This window comes from Chloroflexota bacterium, from assembly GCA_018825785.1.
In the GTDB taxonomy this organism is placed as follows: Bacteria; Chloroflexota; Dehalococcoidia; order JACVQG01; family JAHKAY01; genus JAHKAY01.
Genome location: JAHKAY010000036.1, coordinates 21,771 through 44,991, shown reverse-complemented (window position 1 = coordinate 44,991; position 23,221 = coordinate 21,771). Strand labels below are relative to the sequence as shown.

Annotated in this window: 23 protein-coding genes; 14 read left to right on the top strand and 9 right to left on the bottom strand. The window is 59.9% G+C overall.

Features of this window, described 5'->3' with window-relative positions:
* Positions 1-204: 204 nt before the first annotated feature.
* The 3 genes from KJ624_05345 to KJ624_05335 all read left to right on the top strand — a co-directional run bounded on the left by KJ624_05345 (position 205) and on the right by KJ624_05335 (position 4,436).
* Complete coding sequence (locus KJ624_05345) at positions 205-567, top strand: type II secretion system GspH family protein (protein ID MBU2009248.1); 363 nt, start codon at positions 205-207, stop codon at positions 565-567.
* On the top strand, positions 564-1,076 hold the full coding sequence (locus KJ624_05340; GenBank protein ID MBU2009247.1) for a prepilin-type N-terminal cleavage/methylation domain-containing protein: 513 nt from the start codon (positions 564-566) through the stop codon (positions 1,074-1,076). The genes KJ624_05345 and KJ624_05340 overlap by 4 nt, the downstream gene beginning before the upstream one ends.
* Positions 1,077-1,154: 78 nt before the next feature.
* Entirely contained in the window at positions 1,155-4,436 is a 3,282-nt protein-coding gene (locus tag KJ624_05335; GenBank protein ID MBU2009246.1) for a hypothetical protein, read from the top strand.
* A 3-nt stretch (positions 4,437-4,439) separates the two neighbouring features.
* Here KJ624_05335 and KJ624_05330 read toward each other — a convergent pair whose 3' ends face one another.
* Positions 4,440-4,631: a hypothetical protein gene (locus KJ624_05330; GenBank protein ID MBU2009245.1), complete on the bottom strand. Its 192-nt coding sequence runs from the start codon at positions 4,629-4,631 to the stop codon at positions 4,440-4,442.
* Positions 4,632-4,736: 105 nt separating this feature from the next.
* Here KJ624_05330 and KJ624_05325 point away from each other — a divergent pair, with 105 nt between their 5' ends.
* Genes KJ624_05325 through KJ624_05315 form a run of 3 tightly spaced genes read left to right on the top strand, consistent with a single transcriptional unit; the run spans position 4,737 to position 7,739 of the window.
* Positions 4,737-5,351 (top strand): peptidylprolyl isomerase, encoded by a 615-nt coding sequence (locus KJ624_05325; GenBank protein ID MBU2009244.1) that lies wholly within the window; start codon positions 4,737-4,739, stop codon positions 5,349-5,351.
* Between the two features lie 27 nt (positions 5,352-5,378).
* Positions 5,379-6,383 (top strand): radical SAM protein, encoded by a 1,005-nt coding sequence (locus tag KJ624_05320; protein MBU2009243.1) that lies wholly within the window; start codon positions 5,379-5,381, stop codon positions 6,381-6,383.
* 27 nt (positions 6,384-6,410) lie between these two features.
* Positions 6,411-7,739 (top strand): NAD(P)/FAD-dependent oxidoreductase, encoded by a 1,329-nt coding sequence (locus KJ624_05315; GenBank protein MBU2009242.1) that lies wholly within the window; start codon positions 6,411-6,413, stop codon positions 7,737-7,739.
* A gap of 3 nt (positions 7,740-7,742) precedes the next feature.
* Here the strand turns inward: KJ624_05315 and maf are convergent, their stop codons facing one another.
* The 6 genes from maf to KJ624_05285 all read right to left on the bottom strand — a co-directional run bounded on the left by maf (position 7,743) and on the right by KJ624_05285 (position 11,828).
* Complete coding sequence (gene maf, locus KJ624_05310) at positions 7,743-8,318, bottom strand: septum formation inhibitor Maf (protein ID MBU2009241.1); 576 nt, start codon at positions 8,316-8,318, stop codon at positions 7,743-7,745.
* Positions 8,319-8,357: 39 nt separating this feature from the next.
* Positions 8,358-8,927 carry a hypothetical protein gene (locus KJ624_05305; GenBank protein MBU2009240.1) on the bottom strand — a complete coding sequence of 190 codons (570 nt, stop codon included), beginning with the start codon at positions 8,925-8,927 and terminating at the stop codon, positions 8,358-8,360.
* A gap of 61 nt (positions 8,928-8,988) precedes the next feature.
* A complete protein-coding gene (locus KJ624_05300; GenBank protein MBU2009239.1) occupies positions 8,989-9,171 on the bottom strand; it encodes a hypothetical protein in 183 nt (60 codons plus the stop codon).
* 75 nt (positions 9,172-9,246) lie between these two features.
* A complete protein-coding gene (locus KJ624_05295) occupies positions 9,247-9,408 on the bottom strand; it encodes a hypothetical protein (GenBank protein ID MBU2009238.1) in 162 nt (53 codons plus the stop codon).
* Between the two features lie 40 nt (positions 9,409-9,448).
* On the bottom strand, positions 9,449-10,978 hold the full coding sequence (locus KJ624_05290) for a 4Fe-4S binding protein (GenBank protein MBU2009237.1): 1,530 nt from the start codon (positions 10,976-10,978) through the stop codon (positions 9,449-9,451).
* Positions 10,979-11,063: 85 nt separating this feature from the next.
* Positions 11,064-11,828, bottom strand: a complete 765-nt coding sequence (locus tag KJ624_05285; GenBank protein ID MBU2009236.1) for a DUF362 domain-containing protein — start codon at positions 11,826-11,828, stop codon at positions 11,064-11,066.
* 337 nt (positions 11,829-12,165) lie between these two features.
* Here KJ624_05285 and KJ624_05280 point away from each other — a divergent pair, with 337 nt between their 5' ends.
* A complete protein-coding gene (locus KJ624_05280) occupies positions 12,166-13,014 on the top strand; it encodes a transketolase (GenBank protein MBU2009235.1) in 849 nt (282 codons plus the stop codon).
* On the top strand, positions 13,011-13,952 hold the full coding sequence (locus KJ624_05275) for a transketolase family protein (GenBank protein ID MBU2009234.1): 942 nt from the start codon (positions 13,011-13,013) through the stop codon (positions 13,950-13,952). Before KJ624_05280 ends, KJ624_05275 begins: the two co-directional genes overlap by 4 nt.
* Positions 13,953-13,973: 21 nt before the next feature.
* On the opposite strand, the gene KJ624_05270 is transcribed toward KJ624_05275, so the two are convergent.
* Positions 13,974-15,245 carry a serpin family protein gene (locus tag KJ624_05270; GenBank protein ID MBU2009233.1) on the bottom strand — a complete coding sequence of 424 codons (1,272 nt, stop codon included), beginning with the start codon at positions 15,243-15,245 and terminating at the stop codon, positions 13,974-13,976.
* Between the two features lie 251 nt (positions 15,246-15,496).
* Between KJ624_05270 and aroH the strand changes: the two genes are divergently transcribed.
* The 6 genes from aroH (at position 15,497) to serA (ending at position 21,827) form a co-directional block, all read left to right on the top strand.
* Positions 15,497-15,877, top strand: coding sequence for a chorismate mutase (gene aroH / locus KJ624_05265; protein ID MBU2009232.1), 381 nt, complete (start codon positions 15,497-15,499; stop codon positions 15,875-15,877).
* Positions 15,874-16,911, top strand: coding sequence for a 3-deoxy-7-phosphoheptulonate synthase (gene aroF, locus KJ624_05260; GenBank protein MBU2009231.1), 1,038 nt, complete (start codon positions 15,874-15,876; stop codon positions 16,909-16,911). Before aroH ends, aroF begins: the two co-directional genes overlap by 4 nt.
* A 33-nt stretch (positions 16,912-16,944) precedes the next feature.
* On the top strand, positions 16,945-17,898 hold the full coding sequence (locus KJ624_05255) for a bifunctional riboflavin kinase/FAD synthetase (protein MBU2009230.1): 954 nt from the start codon (positions 16,945-16,947) through the stop codon (positions 17,896-17,898).
* Positions 17,895-19,091 carry a tyrosine--tRNA ligase gene (locus tag KJ624_05250; GenBank protein MBU2009229.1) on the top strand — a complete coding sequence of 399 codons (1,197 nt, stop codon included), beginning with the start codon at positions 17,895-17,897 and terminating at the stop codon, positions 19,089-19,091. The genes KJ624_05255 and KJ624_05250 overlap by 4 nt, the downstream gene beginning before the upstream one ends.
* A gap of 64 nt (positions 19,092-19,155) precedes the next feature.
* Positions 19,156-20,250: an alanine--glyoxylate aminotransferase family protein gene (locus tag KJ624_05245; GenBank protein ID MBU2009228.1), complete on the top strand. Its 1,095-nt coding sequence runs from the start codon at positions 19,156-19,158 to the stop codon at positions 20,248-20,250.
* Entirely contained in the window at positions 20,247-21,827 is a 1,581-nt protein-coding gene (serA, locus tag KJ624_05240; protein ID MBU2009227.1) for a phosphoglycerate dehydrogenase, read from the top strand. Before KJ624_05245 ends, serA begins: the two co-directional genes overlap by 4 nt.
* Before the next feature lie 38 nt (positions 21,828-21,865).
* Here the strand turns inward: serA and KJ624_05235 are convergent, their stop codons facing one another.
* The gene (locus KJ624_05235; GenBank protein ID MBU2009226.1) at positions 21,866-23,128 is read right to left on the bottom strand and encodes a DUF1015 family protein; all 1,263 of its coding nucleotides are present in this window, start codon (positions 23,126-23,128) and stop codon (positions 21,866-21,868) included.
* Between the last annotated feature and the right edge of the window lie 93 nt (positions 23,129-23,221).

Sequence of the window (23,221 nt, the reverse complement as noted above, 5' to 3'; positions counted from 1 at the left end):
GCGCTCTTTACTTTCCTGTTTACCCTGGCCTGCTAGATTATGGTCCAGGGGATTGAAGGAAGATGATGGCCTGGGAGATGGAAGCAAGATGTCTGGTAAGGGGGACCTAATTCCCACCCAGCGAAAGACTAATGGGGCATATCCCAGCCGGCACCTGCCATATAGAATGAAGCCGGGCTTAAGGAAAGGTAAAAGACAGCGGCGATGAAAAATGAAAAGGGGTTCTCTCTGGTGGAGGTGGTGGTGGGCTTGGGAATCCTCGGCATGGTTGGGGTCGGCTTTCTCGCCGCCCTGAGTACTGGTTTGATTGTCTTGCCCCGGACGGACGAGTTAGAGACCGCCAAGAACCTGGCTGAGAGCCAGATGGAATACGCTAAGAGCCTGGCTTACGAGTCCTCTGGCTCCTATCCTGCGGCTCCAATTCCTGGCGAATACCCCGGTTACTCGGCCACTATCAGCTCCGGGCCGATAACCTCAAGAGACGGCAACATCCAGAAAGTAACCGTCACCATCAGTCACGGCGGCGAGCAAGTGCTAGCCCTGGAGGGCTACAAGGTGAATAGATGAGGTGGGGCAGACCAGGGACCAATAACCAGAGGGGCTTCACACTGGTGGAGGCGCTTGTAGCCATGGCTATTGCCAGCTCAATCACCGGTGCCATATCCACGGGCATCTACCAGGTGTTCACCAGCCATGTCCAGAGCACGACTCACATGACGGCTATTAAACAGGTGGAGAACGCCATCCACTGGTTGAGGCGCGATGTCCAGCAGGCTCAGGTCTTAGACCTGGGCCCGGACTCTGGTTTCCCCGTCAACCTCACCTGGGTGAATTGGGATGGTGTGGTGGAGCAGGTCACATACACGCTCGTAGGCGATGAACTCGAGCGGGCCTATTCTACAGGCGGCGGGCCAGTCACAAATGTGGTTGCGCGACACATTGACTCTGATTCGGCAGAAACCAATCTTCAGTTTATCGATGGCGTGTTTACCTTCAAGATAACCGCCTCCGTTGCTGGCTCCAGGCCAGCCCTTGAGAGCAGGGTAGGGGAGATTATGCCCAGGGCGGCGCAATGATAGGGGTGTGCTGAGATGCGCATATTGCCCAAAGCTTCGGCAAAACAGGGCATAAGAGATGAGAAAGGGTACGTTTTCATGATGGTCCTGGCCCTGCTCATGGTGGCCAGTCTGCTGGTCAGTCCGATGCTGGGATTCATGGCCACCGGGGCTAAGACCGGTGTGATATACCGGCAGAATACAGAGGAACTGGCTGCTGCTGACGCTGGCGTAGAAGACGGCGTCTGGCAGATAAGGTACGACAAGGAGCAGGATTTCCCCGGCTATAGCCCCTATGATTACACCACTGGCTGGGGTTACCAGCTGCCTGAACTGGTGAACGGAATTGAGGTCAACGTTACCCTCCAGAACTCCTGGATACCCCGGGGACTGACGCCACCAAGCGCAGCGAACGCAGAGCGTATTATCCTGGGAATCCCAGCGAACCCCCCAACCCCAGCCAAGCCTCCGAAAGTAATCTTGACCGGGGGCATCCCCGCTCCCTCCACCTTCAACGCGAAGATACAGTACTACCCGGAAGCTGGCGAAGACCTGCGGATATCCACCTTCGGGGTATGGCTGCCGCCCGGCTTTAACTATGACGAAGCCGTCGCCAGCAACCTTGACGGCTACTACAGTAGCCGGGGCATAATTCCCCACGCGGGTGGTGAAGCCATCATCTGGACTTTCACCTCCTACCCGTTCGATGGGAATGGGGGTAGCCCCTTCCCCGGCGTCAACCCCGGGGACAACCCTATGGTGAGCAACGTTTCCTTCCAGTTCACCGGGCCAGCGAACAGAAGCCCCGAGCCCATCGCCTGGATAGACACTAACCTGGACCTGACCCAGGGCGGGAGTCCCAGCGTTAGCTTTACCTGGGATGCCGGCAGCACAGTCTACAAGATCGCGTCTGTCGCTGGCGGCACTGAGGTTGAAGCCTATACCACCAAGGGTGAGCTGCGGAGACTCGGTTCTACCATTGGCGGGGACTACCTGTCCATCGGCAATACCCTGATGACGCCAACCGATAGCCAGTATTACCGGGCCATGCTCTTCAAGGAGAGCAGCGGCACCGTGGATGCGGCTGACATTCCAGATACTGCTTTCATTGATGCCGCCTGGCTCTACTGGTCAGGGTGGATCGAGGAGGCCTGGAAAACAGTATGGTTGGACGACTGCTCCACCTTCGATAGCTGGACAGCCGGGAGCGCCTGGGAAATCTATGCAACGCCCAGTGTAATCACCAATTCCCCGTCCAGTGACAACGGCGGATGGAACAATGGTTTCAACGCCTATTCGAACGGGGGCGGATATGCGTATGTAACGAGCGGTACTCCATCGGCAGATGCGACTTACGGGACATACGGCTTCAGCCTTGCCGGCAAGACTATCACCCAGGTCAGAGTGAGGTACGATGCCTTGACTGCCGGCGCAACAACCCCGGTGACAATCCAGTACGACACGGGCGATGATGGAAGCGACAGCTTCTATTCGAACTATGCGATGGGCCAAACTTTCTCCTCCAGCACACCCTTTACCATCACAAGTGCGTCGGTGTTGCTATACAGGACCGGGAGCTATAATGGCACGATAACGGCTGGAATATACGACACGACGGGCAACCCCGCCTACCCCACAGGAAGTGCCCTGACTTCAGGTACTACAAACGGTGGCACTCTTCCAACCGGGTCGCCGTACGAATGGCGTTCGATTTCCCTTACGCCTTACGCACTCAGCGCGGGCACCACCTATGCCCTCGTGCTCAGCGCTGCCGGGGGCGGCAGTTCCAGCTGTCCCCGCTGGCGCTACGATGGCACCAGCCCTACCTACGCCAACGGCATGTATGGCAGGAGCAACGGCGGCGGAAATTGGAGCACTGGCTCAATGGATAGCAGCAGGGATAACATGTTCCGCATATACGGGAACGGTACCGAGTACAATGACCAGATACGGGTAGACGTGTCATGGGACGGCGGTACAAGCTGGTCAAGCAAGGCAACACAGACATTGACAAGCGGCGAGATAACCTACTGGTTTGACTTTACCTCCGCCACGAGTTGGACGCCAGACAAGTTAAGTGACGCCAACCTGAAGGTGAGGGCAGACGCCTATACGCAGGGCACGGCGGAGGAGGTGAGGCTGGATTGGCTGCCTGTAGAGATAGCCTATACAGAGGTAGGCTCAGCAAAGAGCTTTCGTGGGTTCGCCTTTGGTAAGTCCAGCCCCGGCAGATATCTGGCCACGAGCTCCAACCTGGACTTGAGCTCCTATGCATCGGAAAGCGTTACACTTACCTTCAAGTATTGGGAGACCGATGGGAGCCAGCTGGAGTCCGCTGACCGCCTGCAATTCCAGCTCAGCGGGAATGGCGGCGGTTCCTGGAGCAGCCTGGTTACCGTCTTTGCCGACGACCTCTCTGGTGGTGCCACACCGGTGTACTATAATTACACTGTCCCAAGCCAGTATCGCACCAGTCAATTCAGAATGAGATTCTACCTGGACGGTTTCAGCGAGTCCAATGAGTACGCCTACGTTGACGATGTTCAAATCAATGTGCCCTCTACAGGCTATGAGGCAATTCAGAACGCCAAGGTCAACCGGGTCATCTTCAATGGCACTCCAGTAGTGGCTGAGGAGTGGCAGGCGGCGCCAACCAACGTCTCTGGTGCGCCGAACTCATTGACCTATTCATGCTTTTTTGACGCCACCGGCATTGTGCGCGCCGCCCTCGACCCTAACACCTTGAGCGGAAGTTTCACCCTGGGTCACTGGCTGGAGAATGGGCCGAATTCATACCCGCTCTACGACGCACAGACAGGGCTACCCACCGGCGACACCACAGGGTATCCCCTGGGTACCCCCGCGGTCAAAGTGAGTGGGTCCTATCCGAGCAGATACCAGTGGACCTGGGCTGGCTGGTCGTTGGTGATCGTCTATTCCAGCCCGGAAACGGCGGGGCATCAGCTTTATCTCTTTGACACCCTTCGCTATATCGCCCTGGACACCGAACTGACCTTCACCATCAACAACTTCCTGGCTCCCAACGATACAACGGGCAGCCACCTGACCTATTTCGTTGGGGAGGGCGATAACTTCTATGCCGGCGACTCCATCAAGCTAAACGGCTCCTATCTGAGTGACGCCGTCAACCCCTGGAACAACGCCTTCAACTCCTATTCCAACATGCTGGATAACCCGAGCCTCAGCGGGGTAGACATTGATGACTTTGACGTGTCCAGTCTTATTCAGCCGGACGATTCTTCGGCTGTGGTGGTACTGGATAACGGCTCTGAAATCTATAACCTGGTCTATATCATCCTGTCCTTCCGCAGCTCGAGGACCACTGGCAACGGCACCATCGCCTACCTCATAGTAGGATAGCCGTTAGCCCGACCATGGTGTGGCCGGCGTCCCCGGGGTGCTTGCCTGGTGGGGGCCCGGCTGCGGAGGCAGGGGCAGCGCCGCAGCGCAGACCGCCTCCACCACCGTTCTCACAATGGCCTTGGCAGCATTCAGGTAGAACGGCAGCTTCCCACCTCCCTCCACGATGTGGTAAACTGGCAGTGATGTATCCACTGCTGGACTCCTGGAGGGACGATGAAGAAAGCCCAGCAATCATTTCTTCTCGCGTTCTTGGTCGCGGCGGTACTCCCATTCTCGGCTTGTAGGTCAAATTCTAAGATGAGTCCAACGCAGAGCCCTACACCCCCTGAAAGAACCGGGGCGGCGGCAACCCCAAGGCCGACCCCTTCCCCCACGGGGGAAGGAAAGGTCCTTCAATGGCTCAGCCCGCCTCCGGTTACCATCGACCCGGGCCGGCAATACGTGGCGACCATCAGGACCAACTTCGGCGATATCGTAGTGGGGCTCTTTCCCAAAGATGCCCCCCTGGCGGTAAACAGCTTCGTTTTCCTGGCCCGCCAGGGCTTCTATGACGGGGTGAAGTTCCACCGGGTGGTGAAGGGTTTTGTCATCCAGAGCGGCGACCCAACGGCCAGCGGGAGGGGGGGACCGGGATACGACTTTGCCGATGAAAAAGTAACCCGGGACTATGTTGCGGGTATCCTGGCCATGGCCAATGCTGGCCCCAATACCAATGGAAGCCAGTTCTTCATCACCCTCGCCGACCTCCGGGCCAGGCTGCCCAAGAACTACACCATCTTTGGCCAGGTGACTGGCGGCTTTGACGTCGCGCTGAAGATAGGGAATGTGCCGGTCACGGCCAGTCCCGGTGGCGAGGTCTCCTCCCCCACGGTGGATGTTCATATAGAGACAATCACTATTGAGGAAAGATAGCTCTTCGTCATGCAGCGTTCTCTAACGATGCCTGTGGTATCTGTGGAATCAGGATACATTGCCTTATACCACTCTGGTGAATTGGAGCGCCGTGCCCGTGCCCTTGAAGCCCGGTTAGCCTCCTGTGATATCTGCCCCAGGGAATGCAGGGTAAACCGGCTAGAAGCTGAACTGGGCTTCTGCCATTCTGGCCGTCTCCCGATAGTCTCGGCGGTGTGCCGTCATCAGGGAGAGGAACCGGCTATTTCGGGGACCAGAGGGTCAGGAACAATATTCTTTGGCAACTGTAATATGAGATGCGTCTATTGCCAGAACTACCAGATAAGTCAGAACTGGAAAGCGCAAGAGTCAAAGGGGATTGACTGCCACGCCCTGGCTGAAAGGATGCTCTATCTCCAGGATGAGCTGGGCTGCCACAATATTAACTTCGTTTCACCGGCTCATTTTGTGCCCCAGCTTGTTCGGGCAGTCCTGGATGCGGTGCCCATGGGGCTCCGCGTTCCACTGGTCTACAACACTAACGGGTATGATTCCGTTGCTTCTCTAAGAGAGCTGGACGGCATAATAAGTATCTATCTGCCGGACCTGAGATATGCCTCCGATGATTGGGCCGAAAAGTTCTCGTCTGCGCCGGACTATGTGGCGCGGGCCCGTCGGGCCATCAGGGAGATGTACAGGCAAGTTGGGGACCTGGCGGTGGACGAATCTGGCCTGGCGAGAAAGGGACTCATTGTGCGCCATCTTATTCTGCCCAACGGCCTGGCGGGGAGTGAGGAATCGCTGGACTGGCTGGCCCGCGAGCTTTCTCCAACGGTGACGGTCAGCATGATGTCCCAGTATCTACCATTGCACCGCGCGCCACGAATACCGTTGCTTTCCCGGACAATTTCCGTGGCTGAGTATGAAAGGGTCATCCAGCTCCTTGATAGCTTAGGACTTGAAAACGGCTGGGTACAGGAAATGGGGGCAGCCGAAAACTACCTCCCTGATTTTGAACGAGAAGGCCACCCTTTTCCCCCGCCCCTTAGATAAGGGAGAAGTCAACTACAAGGGTATTCTGTGACCACCAAGCCTGTCATCGTAGTCGGCGCCGGGGCAGGTGGTATGATGGCCGCCGGCAGAGCTGCAGAGCTGGGTGCCAACGTCATCCTGCTGGAGAAGACCACATGCCCTGGTAGCAAAATCGCTATAAGTGGGAAGACACGCTGCAACCTGACCAACGCCAAAGAGCTGGATGACTTTATCGCCATGTACGGCCCCAACGGCCGTTTTCTCTATAGCGCCTTCCACTGCTTCTTTCGCGATGATTTGCTCGCCTTTTTGAGGCGCTATGGCGTGGAAACCAAGGGTGAGCGGGGTGGGCGGGTGTTCCCTGCCTCTGATGATGCCCGCGATGTGGTCAAAGCCTTCAGGCAGTACATGGCTGACTACGGTGTCCAGTTGCGCACCGATACCAGGGTGACTGGGATACAGGTTGACAGTGGCGGAGTTGTTGGTGTACAGACAGAGGAGGGGACGCTCCCGGCAACGGCAGTAGTTCTAGCGACTGGCGGTGCCTCCTACCCCGAAACTGGCTCCACCGGCGATGGCTATCGGCTAGCCGCCGCCCTCGGCCACACCATCACTAAATTGCGCCCGGCTTTGGTTCCCCTGGTCGTCCATGAAGTCCAGTGGGCTAAGAGCATGCAGGGCGTCAGTCTGCGCAATGTGCGCCTGACCGCCTATCAGTGCCCCGCTGAGGAGATCAATCCCTCTCTGACACTGACTAACGACCGGGGGCGCGGCACAAGCGGCAGACAATCACCCTGGCCCATCATCCAGAGCCGCATGGGGGAGATGATGATAACCCACTTCGGCATTGGTGGGCCAATAACACTGCTGATGAGCTTGGCGATAGTGGATGCCCTGGAGAAGGGCCCGGTCAGTGTATCCATCGACCTAAAACCAGCCCTTGACGAAAAGCAGCTGCGCCAGCGGCTTCAAGGGGACTTCGACCGCTACGGTAAGAGGAGCTATGGGCACATCCTTAGGGGACTGCTACCGCGCAAACTGGTAGAGCCCTTTGTCCACATGACCGCCATCCCGCCTGATAGGCCCGGCAATCAGATAAGCGCCGATGAACGGGAACGGCTGTTACTTCTGCTCAAGTCCCTCCGGTTCAATATCAAGGGCCCGCTGCCTATGGCCTCCGCCATGGTCACCGCAGGCGGTGTCTCCCTCAGGGAAATCAACCCCCGCACCATGGCCTCACGCCTGGTCGAGGGACTGTATTTTTGCGGGGAGGTGATGGACCTGGACGGCGACACCGGCGGCTACAACCTTCAGGCCGCCTTTTCCACGGGCTACGTCGCCGGCGAAGAGGCTGCCCTCAGAGCCGCAGGCTCGTGATTGCTACAGTACGTGGACGCCGAACTCTTTCAAACTCTCTGCCAGGGCGCTCAAGGGAAGCCCCATTACATTGAAATAATCGCCTTCAATTCTTTCTACGATAACCGAGCCCAGTCCTTGAATGGCATAGGCGCCAGCCTTATCTAGCGGCTCTTTCGACCTGACATAGGCATCAATCTCATTTGAGCTCAGTTCTCTGAGGTGGACCCTTGTCTCTACCGACCTTGATACTGTCTTGTTGCTATCGGCATCTATAATAGTGAAACCGGTAATAACCGAATGGGGCTTCCCACTCATTGTTTCCAGCATTTTTTTGGCCTCGGTTTCAGTGCGCGGCTTGCCCAGTATCTTACCTTCAAAGACAATAAAAGTATCCGCCGCAATGACCAGGGCATTCCTGTGGTTTCGGGCAACCAGCCTGGCCTTTTCCAGGGATAGCGCTCTTGCCAGGTCATGCGGTTCCAAATCAAAGCGTATGTTCTCCTGATAGTTGCTGGGTTCGACCCTGAAGCTCAGGCCGATTTGCTCCAGCAATTCCTTTCTTCTTGGGGATGCCGAGGCCAGTATTATTGCCTTCATGTTGTCCTGGGGTATCCTAGATCTGGAGCCGGCACGGTATCAGAGGTCTCCGTTCCTCAGTTCCGTAATGAAAGGCTCATATGCCTGGCATACTGGGTCCTGGGGCGAGCGCCCCTTTTTGACAACCTCGGCATAGTAGTCCTGTGCAATCTGCCCCTGCTGCTCCCGATTATAGTCCCGAAAATGTCTTCCGTTGCCCCGGTCCACCTGCAGCTGCTGCCACCCCCCGTATACGTAGCCGTTGGTGCGCTGGGCACGAATTGCCTCCCAGATATAGATGCTGCCCGCAACCTCAAACTGGTAAACGTGCGTTATCTCGTGGACGACGATGTCCAGGTTCGACCTTGAATGCTCCCCGGAACTCCGGAGGTTTATGGTGTGGAAGGTGGTGAAGGGTCTTATCCTCTTGCATACGAACAGCAGACGCAGAAGGCCACCATCAGCGACTCGCACGGCGTCCAACCGGATGGCACCACTGCCGAACACAGTTGAAGCGGCATCGGTCTCGGTTGGAGTGAGCCGGCTGGCCCTGGTGAGGATGCGCCAGGGGATTTCTAATGCTCTCGGTCCTTTCAGAGCGTCAAAGGCTCGGAAAAACCATCGAGTCATCAGCTTCCCTCAAGAGTTTCAGGGGCCAAACGCGGCCCCAACGGGAGCGAGTTCGTCTTTGTTAAGAGCGCCAGAGAAGTAGAAGCAGGAGCCCGGGAACGAAGAGAAGTGTGCCCACAAAGACGAGCGGCCCGATGGCAGCTTGGCCCTTCTGTATGGTGTCGAGGTATGCTGCGCCCAGGAAGAGAAGGAGCATTACGGACAGGAAGACGACCCCCAGGACTCGGAAGCTGTTGTTGAACATACAATCCTATGATAGGCCCCAGCGGGCTCACCGTCAAGCGGTCCGGCCGCAATCTTCCAGCCGCGGGGCAATCCGTTAGAGTATTCTCTTGTAGCGGAGGAGCGCGAGAACCAGCAGAAGAAACGGAGGGCCTATAAGGGACGAAAGCAGTGTTACGGAGAGGTTTGCTCCAGCAGCTTGCGCTATGAGGGCAATCACACTGCCTGCAATCGTGTAGAACAGCAGGTTCTTCAGCATCCTACCGGTCCGCGCAAGGTCTCAACTGCCATTCTCCGTATCAGCCGCTGGGCCTATGTTTGACTCCCTTCTCACTAGCTGTCAATGTCGCTGAATAGCCAACGCCACTCTCACCTGTTGGATATATGGGGATAGCGGACTTGCCGCTGACCGGACACTGGTAGTCACAGATGCCGCAGCCTGTGCATAAATCTGTTACTACTCTGGGCTGGCGCACCAAAACCGCCCGGCCAAGGGAATCCGAGGCCGCTTTCTCCTCAAGTTTAATGGCCTTTTCCGGTATGGGGCACACCTCTTCACAGACGATACATTCACGGCCCTCGGCGAAAGGAATACAGCGCTTTTCATCAACTACGGCTATGCCAATGACCGCCCGCTGTTTATCGGCCAGTGCCAGCTTGGCGATGGCCCCGGTGGGGCACACCTGCCCGCAGGCATTGCAGGAGTAGTCACAGTAGCCCAGGCGGGTAACCATCCTCGGCGTCCACACCCCCTCCCAGTCAGCAACGCTTGGCTGTATCACCCCAGTTGGGCAGACCCTGGCACATTCGCCACAGCGGATGCATTTGCTCGCCAACTGGTCCTCGTTTGCGCCTGGCGGCCTGACAAGCGATGCGTGCGCACCGCCGAGAGCAGATGGTATCCGCAAGAGCGCCGTCCCTGCGGCGGCAGCACCCAGGGAGACCAGGAACTGCCGCCGCGATGGTTCGTAGCGCGGAAGCAATGATGGAGCCCGTTGACCACCAAAGGAGATAGCTTTCGCCGGGCAAATCTCCATGCAGTCCAGACAGGTGGTGCACTCGGCGGTATCGGCAACAAACCTGCGCTCGGGCTTGATGGCAGCCGTGTGGCACTCAACAGCGCAGCGGAAACACTTAGTACACTGCTCCTGGTTTACCCTCTGCCGCACCAGGCCAATCCTGGATACCAGCCCCAATAGCGCACCCAGGGGGCAGAGATAGCGGCACCAGAAGCGGGGCCGAATGGCATTCAACGCCAAGACACCAGCGAATAGCAGGGCGATTAGCAGGCCCGGCAGATAAAAAGGCTGGTCGCTGAGCAGTGCGCCTCGTATCAATCTATCAGACCATTCCAGAGCGGGACGAAGCGCCGCAAGCTGATAAAGCCATTCCTGGGCTGAGGTTACTGCCCAGTTAGCTATGGGGGCAGCCGTTGAGGCAATGGTGCGGAAGAGAATAGTTATCGGGTCGAGGAAAAGAAGCGTCAGGTTGCCCGCGGCAGCGGCCAAAAGAATGGTGAAGAGGACAATATTCTTGCCCTGCCGCCAGTAGGTGGAGATGTCCAGCCCTTTTCGGTTGGGGCGGCGCGATGGTATCCAGTCCAGCAGTGTGCCGAGGGGGCAGAGCCAGCCGCACCAGGCGCGACCTACCGCAATCGTCAGCAGCAAGGTGATGCCGGCCAGGGCCATGGGCAACATCCAGCTCCGGCTGGCCAGCATGGCCGAGATTGCCGCCAAGGGGTTGAGGCGGAAGAAAAGGTCGTGGGGGATTATGGTGTTGAGTTGCTGCCGGGTTTCAAAAAGCAGATAGAGGAACAGGAGCAACGCCATTATCTGGGTTGCCTGGCGCAGCCGGTGCCATTTTCCGCGCTCGCGCCTTCTTGCTTCTGCTGACGTCTTCAGGTTCCGTCGCAGGTTAGACCTCTATTTCCTCTGTCTTTATGGTCTTCAAGTCCATTGTCCCCAGTCCCATCTCCGCCCCGGCTCGAACGGTGGGGATATCAGCCCCGGTCAGCCCGAAAAGGGTAGCGGCATAGGCATCCGCCGCCACAATATCGGGGCTGGCGATGATAGTATTGGTGAGTTTCACATCATCCAGACTGCCGCCGGTGGGGCCGTGGTTTACGAGGATGCGCACGGCATCCACCACCGTCAGACCCGGCCGCACCAGGCTGTTAAGGTCAGCAACACGCTGACCCAGATTGGAGTGGAATCGATTCCGGTCCCTGATAATACCCATGAGGTTCTTCATACCCAGAGTCAATCGGGCGAGATTATGCTGTTTGGCGATGGGTATGTTTATGATTACATCGGCATCCAGCACATCACCGTAAACCGACCATCTCGTAATATCACGTCCCTGGGGGATGGATACGTCTCGAAACTTCATGCTGCTCATTACTTCCATCTGGCCGCTGGCTGCCCGCACGGCCTCATCAATACCGCTACGGTTGTACGCTTGCTGTGTTGTTCCGCCAAGAGGCTGGTCCAGCACGCGCACCCGCCTGGCCCCGGCACCCAGGCAAAGCCCTACGACAGTACCGACTACCTCGGGGTTGGTAGTGGCCGCATACTCGTAGGAATGATAGGCAACACAGATGTTTGGCTTTATGATGACGTCGTTTCCCGGCCTGACGAAACGCTCGATGCCGCCGAGGGCCTTGATGGCTGCCTGGACCATGGCGGTTGGACTCTTGCCTCGAGCTACGGCCAAATAGGTGCCGCCAGGGGTGGGAGCAGGCGCAACAGCTGGCGGTGGCAGTGGTGTGGGTGCTGGTGTGGGTGTAGCCAAAGGCACATCCGTTGGGCTGCAGCGCAGCAAAGAATACAGGAGGCCGGCGGTTGCCGCGCTGAATCCAAGGGAAATCATCCGTTCAACAAACTCGCGCCGGGATACTTCCATCTTGAATATTGTAGAAGATAGGCTTCATCACGTGCAAGCAATCATGGAGACCGGTTCGGAGGCGAATGGAACCAGATAGACCGAAGGCTTCCCCGGTGCTATAATCTGGCAGAGAATGTCTCAACAGGACCCCCGGGCACCGGCCAGCCAGCCTCGCTCACTTCAGGAGATGGAAGCCATGGCCAAGAGGCTTCGCCGCCATATAGTCACCATGGTCGGCCAGGCTGGGAGCGGCCACCCCGGGGGCTCCCTCTCCTGCGTGGAAATCCTCACCGCCCTTTTTTTGGGAGTGATGAGGGTTGACCCCCAGGACCCCTGCTACCCCGATAGGGACCGCTTCATCCTCTCCAAGGGCCACGCCGCCCCCGCCCTCTACGCCACCCTGGCGGAAAGGGGTTTCTTCCCCGTAGAAGAGCTTCTTACCCTGAGAAAGATGGGGAGCCGCCTCCAGGGCCACACCGATATGACCTGCACCCCTGGGGTGGAGATGAACTCAGGCTCCGAGGGCCTGGGGCTCTCCTTCGGCATCGGCCAGGCCCTGGCCGGCCGGCTGGACGGGAGGCCCTACCGGGTCTATGTCCTCCTGGGAGACGGGGAGTGCCAGGAGGGACAGGTATGGGAGGCCGCCCTCTTCGCCCACCACCACAAGCTGGATAACCTCACCGCCATCGTGGACCGCAACCGCATCCAGCTCAGCGGCTTCACCGAGGACATCATCGCCCTTGACCCCCTGAAGGAGAAGTGGCAGGCCTTCGGCTGGCAGGCCCTGGAGATAGACGGCCACAGCTTCCCCCAGCTCTTTCACGCCCTGGAGGTGGCCAGGAGCACCCGGGGCCGCCCCACCGTCATCATCGCCAGGACTGTGAAGGGCAAGGGGGTCTCCTTTATGGAGAACAACCCTGAATTCCACGGCAAGCCCCCCGCCCCCGCCGAGCTGGAGCAGGCCCTGAAGGAGCTGGCGTGAGGCCCTTCCCCGAGGCCTCCACCCGGGAGGCCTACGGAAAGGCCCTGGTGGAGCTGGGGAAGGAGCTCCCCGAACTGGTGGTCCTGGACGCCGACCTCTCCACCTCCACCATGACGAAATACTTTGCCCGGGAGTTCCCCTCCCGCTTTTTTGACTGCGGCCTGGCCGAGCAGAACCTGATGGGCATTGCCGCCGGTCTGGCCGCCGCCGGCCGGACAGCGTTTGCCAGCACCTTCGCCACCTTCGCCACCGCCAGGGCCTTTGACCAGATGAGGGTCAACATCGCCATGCCCCACCTCAACGTGAAAGTAGTGGCCACCCATGCGGGCATCTCCGTGGGCGAGGACGGCATCTCCCACCAGGCCATAGAGGACCTGGCCCTGATGTGCTCCCTCCCCGGATTCACCGTCATCGTCCCCGCCGATGCCCCCGAGACGGTCCAGGCGGTAAGGGCCGCCGCCCGCACCCCCGGGCCCTTCTATATCCGCCTTGCCCGCCCCAAGACTCCAGTTCTCCACCCCGCTGGCTACGTCTTCGCCACCGGCCGGGCCGAGCTGCTCAGGGAAGGCCGCGATGCCACTATCATAGCCTGCGGCCTGATGGTGGCCCGGGCCCTTCAGGCGGCGGAGGAGCTTGCGGAAGAAGGCCTCTCGGCAAGGGTCCTCAACATGGCCACCCTCCAGCCCCTGGATGAGGAAGCGATTATCCAGGCGGCCAGGGAGACGGGGGCGGTGGTCACCGCCGAGGAGCACCTGGCCCACGGGGGGCTGGGAAGCCGGGTGGCCCAGGTGCTGGGCCGGAATCACCCCGCTCCCCTGGAGATGGTGGCCCTAAAGGACTATGCCGAATCTGGCCAGGCCGAGGAGCTCCTGGAGAAATGCTGCCTCACCCCCCAGGCCATCGCCGATGCCATAAAGCGCGCCGTTAGCCGGAAGTAGAGTTATCGTAGGACATGTAGCCTACCCGGCGGGGTTTACCACACGCCCCAGGAACAGGATTGCCCCGGTGTTGATATCCCGAATCAGGAAGATGAAGGGCCGGTCGATGGTCACCTCAACCGGAGACTCCGGGACAGACACAACCCCCACAATCACGGCCGTAGCGGCGGCGGCTTCGGTGCCAGCTTCGTCCACCGCAACGAAGGCCTTATGCAGTATCGCGTGGATGAACAGCTCCCTGTTGCCCGTCATACCGGAAAAATCGGCGTCAGTGGTGAAAGGAATAGGCATACCCATGGCAGCCAGGACCTGTTTCAAGCTGAAGGAAGAGTCGAACTCAAACTTCGGCATCGCCAGCTTGACCTGCCGGCTCTTAATACTATTGAGGATGCCTTTTGCCTTTTCGCTGGTCAACGATGCCTCAAACGGGGCAAACTGCCCCTGCCTGGGGAGGAAGATAACCATCGATAGCTCACTGCCATCGTAGGGCAATTCCACTGCCTGATAGCCGTCGCCTTCCGCATAGCCGTATGGCCCGGTCTGCCTCATCAGGGGCACACTAACCCTGCTCCCGTTCAACGTTTGGAAGTCGCCGTTAGAGGTGGCCTCTTTGGGGAAGGGCGACTGCCACGCCGCATTGAAGTAGATAGCGTTGGTGAGGACGAGCCGGGTCAAATCGTTAATGGCCCCCTGCGGAATGAGGTCCTTGATACGGCCTTCCGTCTGGTCGCTGACCCACCCGTTGATGGTGTTGCGGGACGGCTCCGGCGCTCTCACAAAGTCCAGAGTCCTGAGCCCTGCCCCGTAGTTCTCGGCAAGAAGGTCAAGGTACTGCTGAAGGAACCTGTAGTCCTTCTGGCCCCAGATGGCGTTGACGATACGCAGCCGGAACCCTTCCCCATCCTTACCTTTTGCCCCCTGACCGCGCCTGGCCAGCTCAAGGTCAAGGGCATTTAGCGCAACATGGAGACGGGCCTGGGGCAGTGTGAAGTGAAGCGTGTCAGCCATCTGTTTCTCCGTTTGGCCTCGCGCCCCGCCGTAGGTCATTGCCAGGGCCTGCGAGATACTGTAAGGAGAACAGAATAGATTGCCTTCAGCCTTCCTCAGCGCCTGGTACAGGTCAAAGGCAAAGGAGCTATTGCCATCGACCAGGGCAGACAGGCCCGCTTGGTCTGCCGCTGGCGCGGTGACCCGCGGCTTGTCCGACCGCAACACCTCGCCGGAGGCCGGCTGAGCGCAGCCTCCAAGCCCCGCAATGGCAACGAGTAACCCGAAGAGCAAAACTTTCTTCATTTCACACCCCTCATCAGAATTGTACACGAAATATCCAGAGATTATAACGCCAGAGATTATAACGATTGAGAGCGTTCTTGGTTGCTTCTTCCAGAGCAGCAGAAGTAGTCTTGCGGCTTCCCAGGTAAGACGTAGCAGGACGGGTTGGACTGCTGTGAAGGCACTCATTTCCGGCTCGCGGGGGTAAATCATGCCCAAACCGCCTATCTAGGCGACTTGACAGTGCGGAGGATATAGGCTAATGTCTCAAGATTAAGATGCTGTGTCGTGGGGTAAGGGGGGCCATTAGCGTGGAGGCCAACACCAGGGAGGCCATCCTGGGGGCCACCCGGGAGCTCCTGCGGGCGATGATGAAGGCCAACGGGCTGGAGGTAAAGGACATGGCCTGTGCTATCTTCACCACCACCGCGGACCTCAACGCAGAGTTCCCGGCGGCAGGGGCACGGGAGCTGGGGTGGAATGACGTGCCCCTCCTCTGCGGGCAGGAGATGGAGGTGCCGGGGGCCCTGCCGCGATGTCTGAGGGTGCTCCTCTTGGCCAATACCAGTAAGCGGGCGGAGGAGATGGCCCATGTCTATCTCAAGGAGGCCCAGGCCCTCAGGCCGCCAGCCGGTGAAGGGGCGAAGAAGTGATTGTGGTGATGAAACGGGATGCGGGGGAGAAAGAGATAGCCGCTGTCGTGGCCCGGGTGGAGGAGGCTGGGATGAAGCCTCACCTCTCCCGGGGCGTGGAGCGGACCATTATCGGGGTGCTGGGAGACGTGGCCACCAAGCCCATCCTGCGGGAGGCCGTGGAGCGGATGCCGGGGGTGGCCGAGGTAGTGCCCATAAGCAAACCCTATAAGTTGAGCTCTCGGGAATTCCAGCAGGAGGCTACGGTTATAAGGGTGGGCCCGGTCACCATTGGTGGGGGGGAGCTGGTAGTTATGGCCGGCCCCTGTGCTGTGGAGTCGGAGGAGCAGGTAATGGCCACCGCCCAGGCGGTGAAGGCCGCCGGGGCCACCATCCTTAGGGGTGGGGCCTATAAGCCCAGCACCTCCCCCTATAATTTCCGTGGCCTGGGGGAGGAGGGACTCAAAATCCTGGCCCTGGCGCGGAAGAAGACGGGGCTGCCCCTGATAACCGAGGTCATGGCCCCCCATCATGTGGAGGTGGTGGCCCGCTATGCTGATATCCTCCAGATAGGCACCCGGAACATGCAGAACTTCAGCCTCCTGGATGAGGTGGGCAAGGTGAAAAAGCCAGTGCTCCTCAAGAGGGGGATGTCGGCCACCATCCAGGAGTGGCTCCTGGCAGCGGAGTATGTCCTTTCCCAGGGCAACCGCCAGCTCATGCTCTGCGAGCGGGGCATCCGGACCTTCGAGACCTATACTCGCAATACCATGGACATCAGTGCTATCCCTATCGTTAAGAAAGAAAGCCATCTCCCCATCATCGCCGACCCCAGCCACGGCACCGGCAAGTGGGACCTGGTAACACCCCTGGCCCTGGCGGCGGTGGTGGCAGGGGCGGATGGCCTCCTCATTGAGGTCCATCCCAACCCCCAGCTGGCCCTCAAAGATGGCGCCCAGTCCCTTAACTTTGAGAATTTCCAGACCCTCATGGCCCGGCTGATGGCCGTGGCGGCGGCGGTGGGAAGGAAGGTAGCTACACCCCTCCCCCAATAGTTCCCCCCTAGCCTTTCCAACTTGACGGCCTAGGTGCCCCATGATAACATCGGGCAGAACCTCCATATGGGACTGGAACAAGAGCTACAAAAAAGGTCTTCCCCTGGGGACACTTTCCTTACGGTAGGTGTCTTTGACGGGGTGCATCTGGGCCACCAGCACCTCCTCCGCCGGCTAAAGGAGAAGGCGGAAGAAAGAAACGCCCTCCCCGGGGTGCTAACCTTCCGCCACCATCCCCTCCGGGTCCTCTCCCCGGGAACCCCCATCTCCTATCTTGCCCCTCTCAAGGCGAGGAGGAAGCTGCTCAGGGCCCTGGGGATACCCGTGATAGTAACCATTCCCTTCACCAGGGAAGTGGCGGGGATTTCGGCCCGGGGGTTTCTGGAACTCCTCATCCGCTACCTCAGGATGAGGGGGCTGGTGGTGGGACCGGATTTTGCCCTGGGGCGGGACAGGGAGGGCGGTGGGAAGGCCCTGAAGGCCCTTTCGGTGGAGATGGGTTTTGAACTGGAGGTGGTCTTCCCCTTTGTCCTGGACGGGCGGGTGGTCTCCAGCACCTTTATCCGCCAGGCCCTGGAGGTGGGTGATATGAGGAGGGTGCGGGAATTCCTGGGCCGACCCTATGCCCTTTCTGGCCTGGTGGTGGTTGGGAGCGGGGTGGGGCGGGGCCTGGGCTTCCCCACCGCCAACCTGAGGGTCGCTCCCGAGCAGGCCCTCCCCGCCGACGGTGTCTATGCCGGCCTGGCCCACCTGGGCGGGAAAGCCCGCCCCTCGCTGGCCAATATCGGGGTGAGGCCCACCTTTGGTGGGGGCGAAAGGGTGGTGGAGGTCTATATCCTGGACTTCGATAGGGACCTCTATGGGAAGGAGCTTTCAATAGAGCTGGTGGAAAAGCTTCGGGAAGAGAGGCGTTTCAGGGGCCCGGGGGAGCTCCAGGCGCAGATAGCCCAGGATGTCCAGCGGGCGCGTGAGTTGCTGAAGGTATGAGGCCAGGATACGGCAAGCTCCTCAAGCGGGGGGTGGCGGAGATAATCGTGGAGGAAGAGCTGGTGGCTCTTCTGGGGCAGGGCCGTCCTCTGCGGCTGAAACAGGGCTTTGACCCCAGCCGTCCTGATATCCATCTGGGACATGTGGTGGGGCTGAGGAAGCTCCGTCAGTTTCAGGAACTGGGCCACCGGGTCATCCTCATCGTGGGGGACTGGACTGCTCAGATAGGTGACCCCAGCGGCGTGTCCCAGACACGCCCCATGCTCTCCCGCGATGAGGTGGCAGCCAACGCCCAGACCTATCTGAAACAGTTCTTCAAGGTGGTGGACAAGGACAGGACCGAGGTGCGCTGGCAGAGCGAGTGGTATGAGTCCTTCGCCCTGAGGGATGTCATCGCCCTCACCAGCCACTTTACCGTGGCCCAGATGCTGGCCAGGGAGGACTTCGACAACCGCCTCCAGACTGGCCGGCCCGTTTCTCTCACCGAGCTCCTCTATCCTCTCCTACAGGCCTATGACTCGGTAAAGATAGAGGCCGATGTGGAGCTGGGTGGGGTGGACCAGAAGTTCAACTGTTTGGTGGGCAGGGAGCTTCAGGCAACGCTGGGCCAGCGTCCCCAGCAGGTCTTCCTGGTCCCCCTCCTGGTGGGCACCGACGGCCTGAAGAAGATGTCCAAGAGCCTGGGCAACTATATCGCGCTGGACGAATCCCCCCAGGAGATGTTCGGCAAGGTCATGTCCATCCCCGACCCACTGATTGTCAACTATCTTGAGCTCCTCACCGATGTCCCCGATGAGGAGATGGGGGAGTTCAAGATAGGGATGGAATCGGGTGGGGTGAACCCCATGGCGCTCAAGAAGCGCCTGGCCCGGGAAATCGTGGCCCGGTTTCACAGCCCTGAGGCCGGCGGCGAGGCCGAGACGGCGTTTGAACGGGTCTTCCAGCGCCGGGAACTCCCCGAGGAGATATCGGAGTTCGTCCTCCCCAGGGAGAACGTCCCTTTGGGCACGGTCTCCCTGATTGTCCAGGCAGGCCTCGCCCCCAGCCGGAGCGAGGCCAAGAGGCTTATCACCCAGGGGGCGGTGGAACTGGATGGCCAGAGGGTCACCCAGGACAGCTGGCCCTATCACGAGGGGAGCGTCCTGCGGGTGGGCAAGAGGCGCTTCGTACGCCTCCGCTTCCCGCAGGACTGACCCCTGGCGTTTTCCAGCCCAGGAATCTTATAATGTCTCAACCGAAAATAGGAGTGGAGGCAAGATGAAACAGCTTCGTATCCCTGGGCCTACGCCCTGCCCGGAGGCGGTCCTCCAGGCGGTGGCCCAGCCCATGATCAACCACCGGGGGCCCCAGTTCCAGGCCCTCATGGAGAGGGTCACCACCCGGCTCAAGGAGTTTTTCAATACCAAGAACGACCTCTATGTACTGACCGGTTCGGGGACGGGGGGTATGGAGGCGGCGGTGGTGAACCACCTCTCCCCCGGGGACAAGGTGCTGGTCATCACCAACGGCTATTTCGGGGAGCGCTTTGCCGGCATCGCCGAGGCTTTTGGTGCCCAGGTTACCCGGCTGGAGTTCCCCTGGGGGGAGGCCGCCCAGCCCCAGGCCCTCAAGGCGGCCCTGGAGAAGGACAGGGAAATCAAGGCGGTTGTTGTTGTCCACAATGAGACCTCCACCGGCCTCACCAATCCCCTGCGGGGGCTGGCCCAGGTGGTGAGGGCCTCTGACCGTCTCTTGATAGTGGATGCTGTATCCAGCCTGGGATCCGTGGAGCTCCCCATGGATGAGTGGGGGGTGGATGTGCTGGTCACCGGCTCGCAGAAGGGCTGGATGGTGCCCCCCGGGCTGGCGATGATAGCAGTAAGCCCCCGGGCCTGGCAATACCATACCCAGGCCCGGATGCCCCGCTACTACTGGGACCTCTCCAGGGCCAGGCGCTTTCTGGAGAAGGGCCAGACCCCCTGGACCCCGGCCATCTCCATTTTCTACGGCCTGGATACTGCCCTGGAGATGATGGCCCGGGAGGGACAGGCCAACATCATTGCCCGCCACCGGCGGGTGGCGGATTTGGTGAGAGGGCGGGTAAAGAGTCTCGGCCTTAAGCTCTTCCCTGATGAAAAATTTGCCTCCAACACCGTCACCTGCATCCGGGCCCCCGAGGGGGTGGAGGTAAAGGGGATGCTGAAATACCTCCGGGAGGAGGAAGGGATCACACTGGCTGGGGGCCAGGGGATTCTGGAGGGGAAGACCTTCCGCATTGGACACCTGGGCTGGGTGGATGAAAAGGATGGGGAGGTGGTGATGAAGGGGGTGGAGAAGGCCCTGGCCCGGGCCGGGTATGTCAGGGCAGGATGAAGCCGAGAGTTCTGGTCACCGAAACCCTCGCCGAGGAAGGGCTCCAGCTCCTCGGGGCCCATGCCGATGTGGACTCCCACATGGGACTCTCCAACAAAGAGCTGGTGGAGCACATCCCTGACTTTGAGGGCCTGATAGTGAGGAGCCAGACCAGGGTGGATGGCCAGGTCATCAGGGCTGGAAAGAAGCTCCAGGTCATCGGGCGGGCGGGGGTGGGGGTGGACAATATTGATGTTGAAGAGGCCACCAGAAGGGGAATCGTGGTGGTCAACGCTGCCACCGCCAATACCATCGCTGCCGCTGAGCATACCATCGCCCTGATGCTGGCCCTCTGCCGCCACATCCCCCAGGCCCACGCCCTTCTCCGAGAAGGGGTGTGGAAGAGGTCCCATTTTATGGGGGTGGAGGTTAGGGGGAAGACGCTGGGGATTATGGGCCTGGGCAATGTGGGCTCAGCCGTGACCCGCAGGGGCATAGGGCTGGAAATGAATGTTATTGGCTATGACCCCTACGTCTCGGAGGAATATGCCCGCCGTCTCCAGGTGAAGCTGGTCCCGCTGGAGGAACTCCTCAGGACCGCCGATTTCATCAGCCTGCACCTGCCCCTTACCGAGGAGACCCGGGGCGTCATCGGGGCCCGAGAGATGTCCATGATGAAGCCCCAGGTGCGCATCATCAATACCGCCAGGGGTGGGCTGATAGATGAGGCGGCCCTCTACCAGGCCCTGGAGGAGGGGCGGGTAGCCGGGGCAGCAATAGATGTCTTTACCGTGGAGCCCGCCCAGGGCAACATCCTTCTCAAGAGCGATAAGGTCATCGTCACCCCTCACATCGCTGCCTCCACCGAGGAGGCCCAGACAACCGTCTCCGTGGATATAGCGGAGCAGGTGGTGGCCGTGCTCCAGGGCCGGCCTGCCCGCTATGCGGTGAATGCCCCCTTCATCCCCGTTGACCTGATACCGGTGCTGGGCCCCTTTGTCCCACTGTCCCAGGCGGTGGGTCGGCTGGCTTTTCAGCTTAGCGAGGGGCACATGGAAGCCCTCCATCTCAGATATCAGGGGGAGGTAGCCAACTATGACCCATCCCCACTCAGGACCGCCGCCCTGGGGGGCCTCCTGGAGAGGGTGAGCGAGGAGAGGGTGAATATCGTCAACGCCGACATGGTGGCCAGGAAGCGGGGCCTGAGGATAATTGAGGAAAAAGGGGGGGCCGAGGAGCCTTACCCCAGCCTCCTCACCGTCCAGGTCACCACCAGCGCTGGGAAGACCCTTGTGGCCGGGACGGTTATCCGGGGGGAGTCCCACATAGTGAGGGTGAACGAGTTCTGGCTGGATATAGTGCCCACGGGGGGCTATTTTCTCTTCTGCGACCACCTGGACCGCCCAGGGCTAATCGGGGCGGTGGGTAACATCATCGGCAGGGCTGACATCAACATCCACTCCATGCAACTCTTCCGCCTCCAGCCCCGGGGCAAGGCCCTAATGGTCCTGGGCCTGGATGCCCCCCTCCCCGAGGAACAGAAGAAGGAACTCCTGGCCCTCCCCGATATTCAGGCCGCCAAGCTGGTTAAGCTGTAGGGTTATCTCCGCCCTCTTCAACCACGGAGGTGCCTATGTCAGGACTCCTCCCAATGCGACTTTGCCTCTTCGTACTCCTCCCAGGTCATAGGCGGGTCAAAGAGCGGCCTCAGGACCAGGCCGGTGGGGAGCTTGGGGTAGAAGTAGGTGGACTTGCCGGGAAGGGTCTCCCCGGCATCGGCGACGGCCTTGATGGCTTCAACTTTTAGAGGGTTCATCAGGAAGGCTATCGTGTATTCCCCCTTCTTCACCCTCTCCACCGCCTCCTCGGCGCTGTGGGTGTAGGCCACCTTCTCCGCCTTCAGGAAGCTCTCCAGCACCTCCCGGTGGAGGAGCTTCAACAGCTTCTCATAGGGCAGGCGCTGGAGGGGGGTGAGGAGGAAGAAGCCATCGGCGCAATAGAGGCCCAGGCCATACTCGTCGCGGGTCATGGCCTCCAGAAGAGCTACGGGGGACGGGAAGGGCTGGACCTGAAAGAGTTCGGCCACGGCCACTAGGCAGGTGGGGGCCTTGGGCCCCAGCCCCGTCACCATGCGGTGAACGGGCAGGATGAGGAGCCCCGGGTCATGGAACTCCACCAGGCCCATCAGGACAAAGCTGTGCTCATCTCCGGGGGCGCACGCCCTTTCCATTTCCTCTTTGTAGGCCAGGGCGCTTGAGAAGCGGTGGTGGCCATCCGCGATATAGAGGGGGAGGGGGGAGAGGAGCTCCTGGAGCTCCCTCTGAAGGCCCGGGTCGGTGATGGTCCAGAGCTGGTGCTCCTCCTCTTCCACCTGGGCTTCCAGGACGGGGTGGGACTGTTCAACTTGAGAAAAGACCTCCATAGCCTTCCCCGTCGGGTCCTGGTAAAGGCAGAAGACGGGGCTGATGTTAGTCTTGGTGGCCCGCAGGAGGTCCAGGCGGTCCGTTCTGGGTGCCTGCAGGGTGCCCTCGTGGGCCCGGATGACGTCCCGGTTCAGCTCCACCGCAGCCATGAGCACGCGGCGGGTATACCTTTTCCCCCCGAAGGTGAAGGTCTGGTGATGCAGGTAGAAGGCTGGCTCTGCCTCCCGGGGGAGGACCCCTTTTGTGAGCCATTCCCAGAGGAGGGAAAAAGCCCTGGTGTAGCGATTGTCCTCAGCGGTATCGCCAGGCCGTCTTTCCCCGTATTCCAGGTGGATGATATTGTAGCGGCTTCTTTCATGTAACGCCTTCTGGGTCTGGGGGGAGATGACATCATAGGGGGGGCAGAGGACCAGGGAGGGGTCGGGGACGAAGCGGGGGCTGTACCTGAGACCTCGGAAAGGCCTTATATCTGCCATAGCCTATATATTCTAGGGTAAAAGGGCCCCACCTTCAAGACCCGCCTTTTCAATTCTTCTCGGGCTACATATACTAGTGGTCAGGCTGCTATG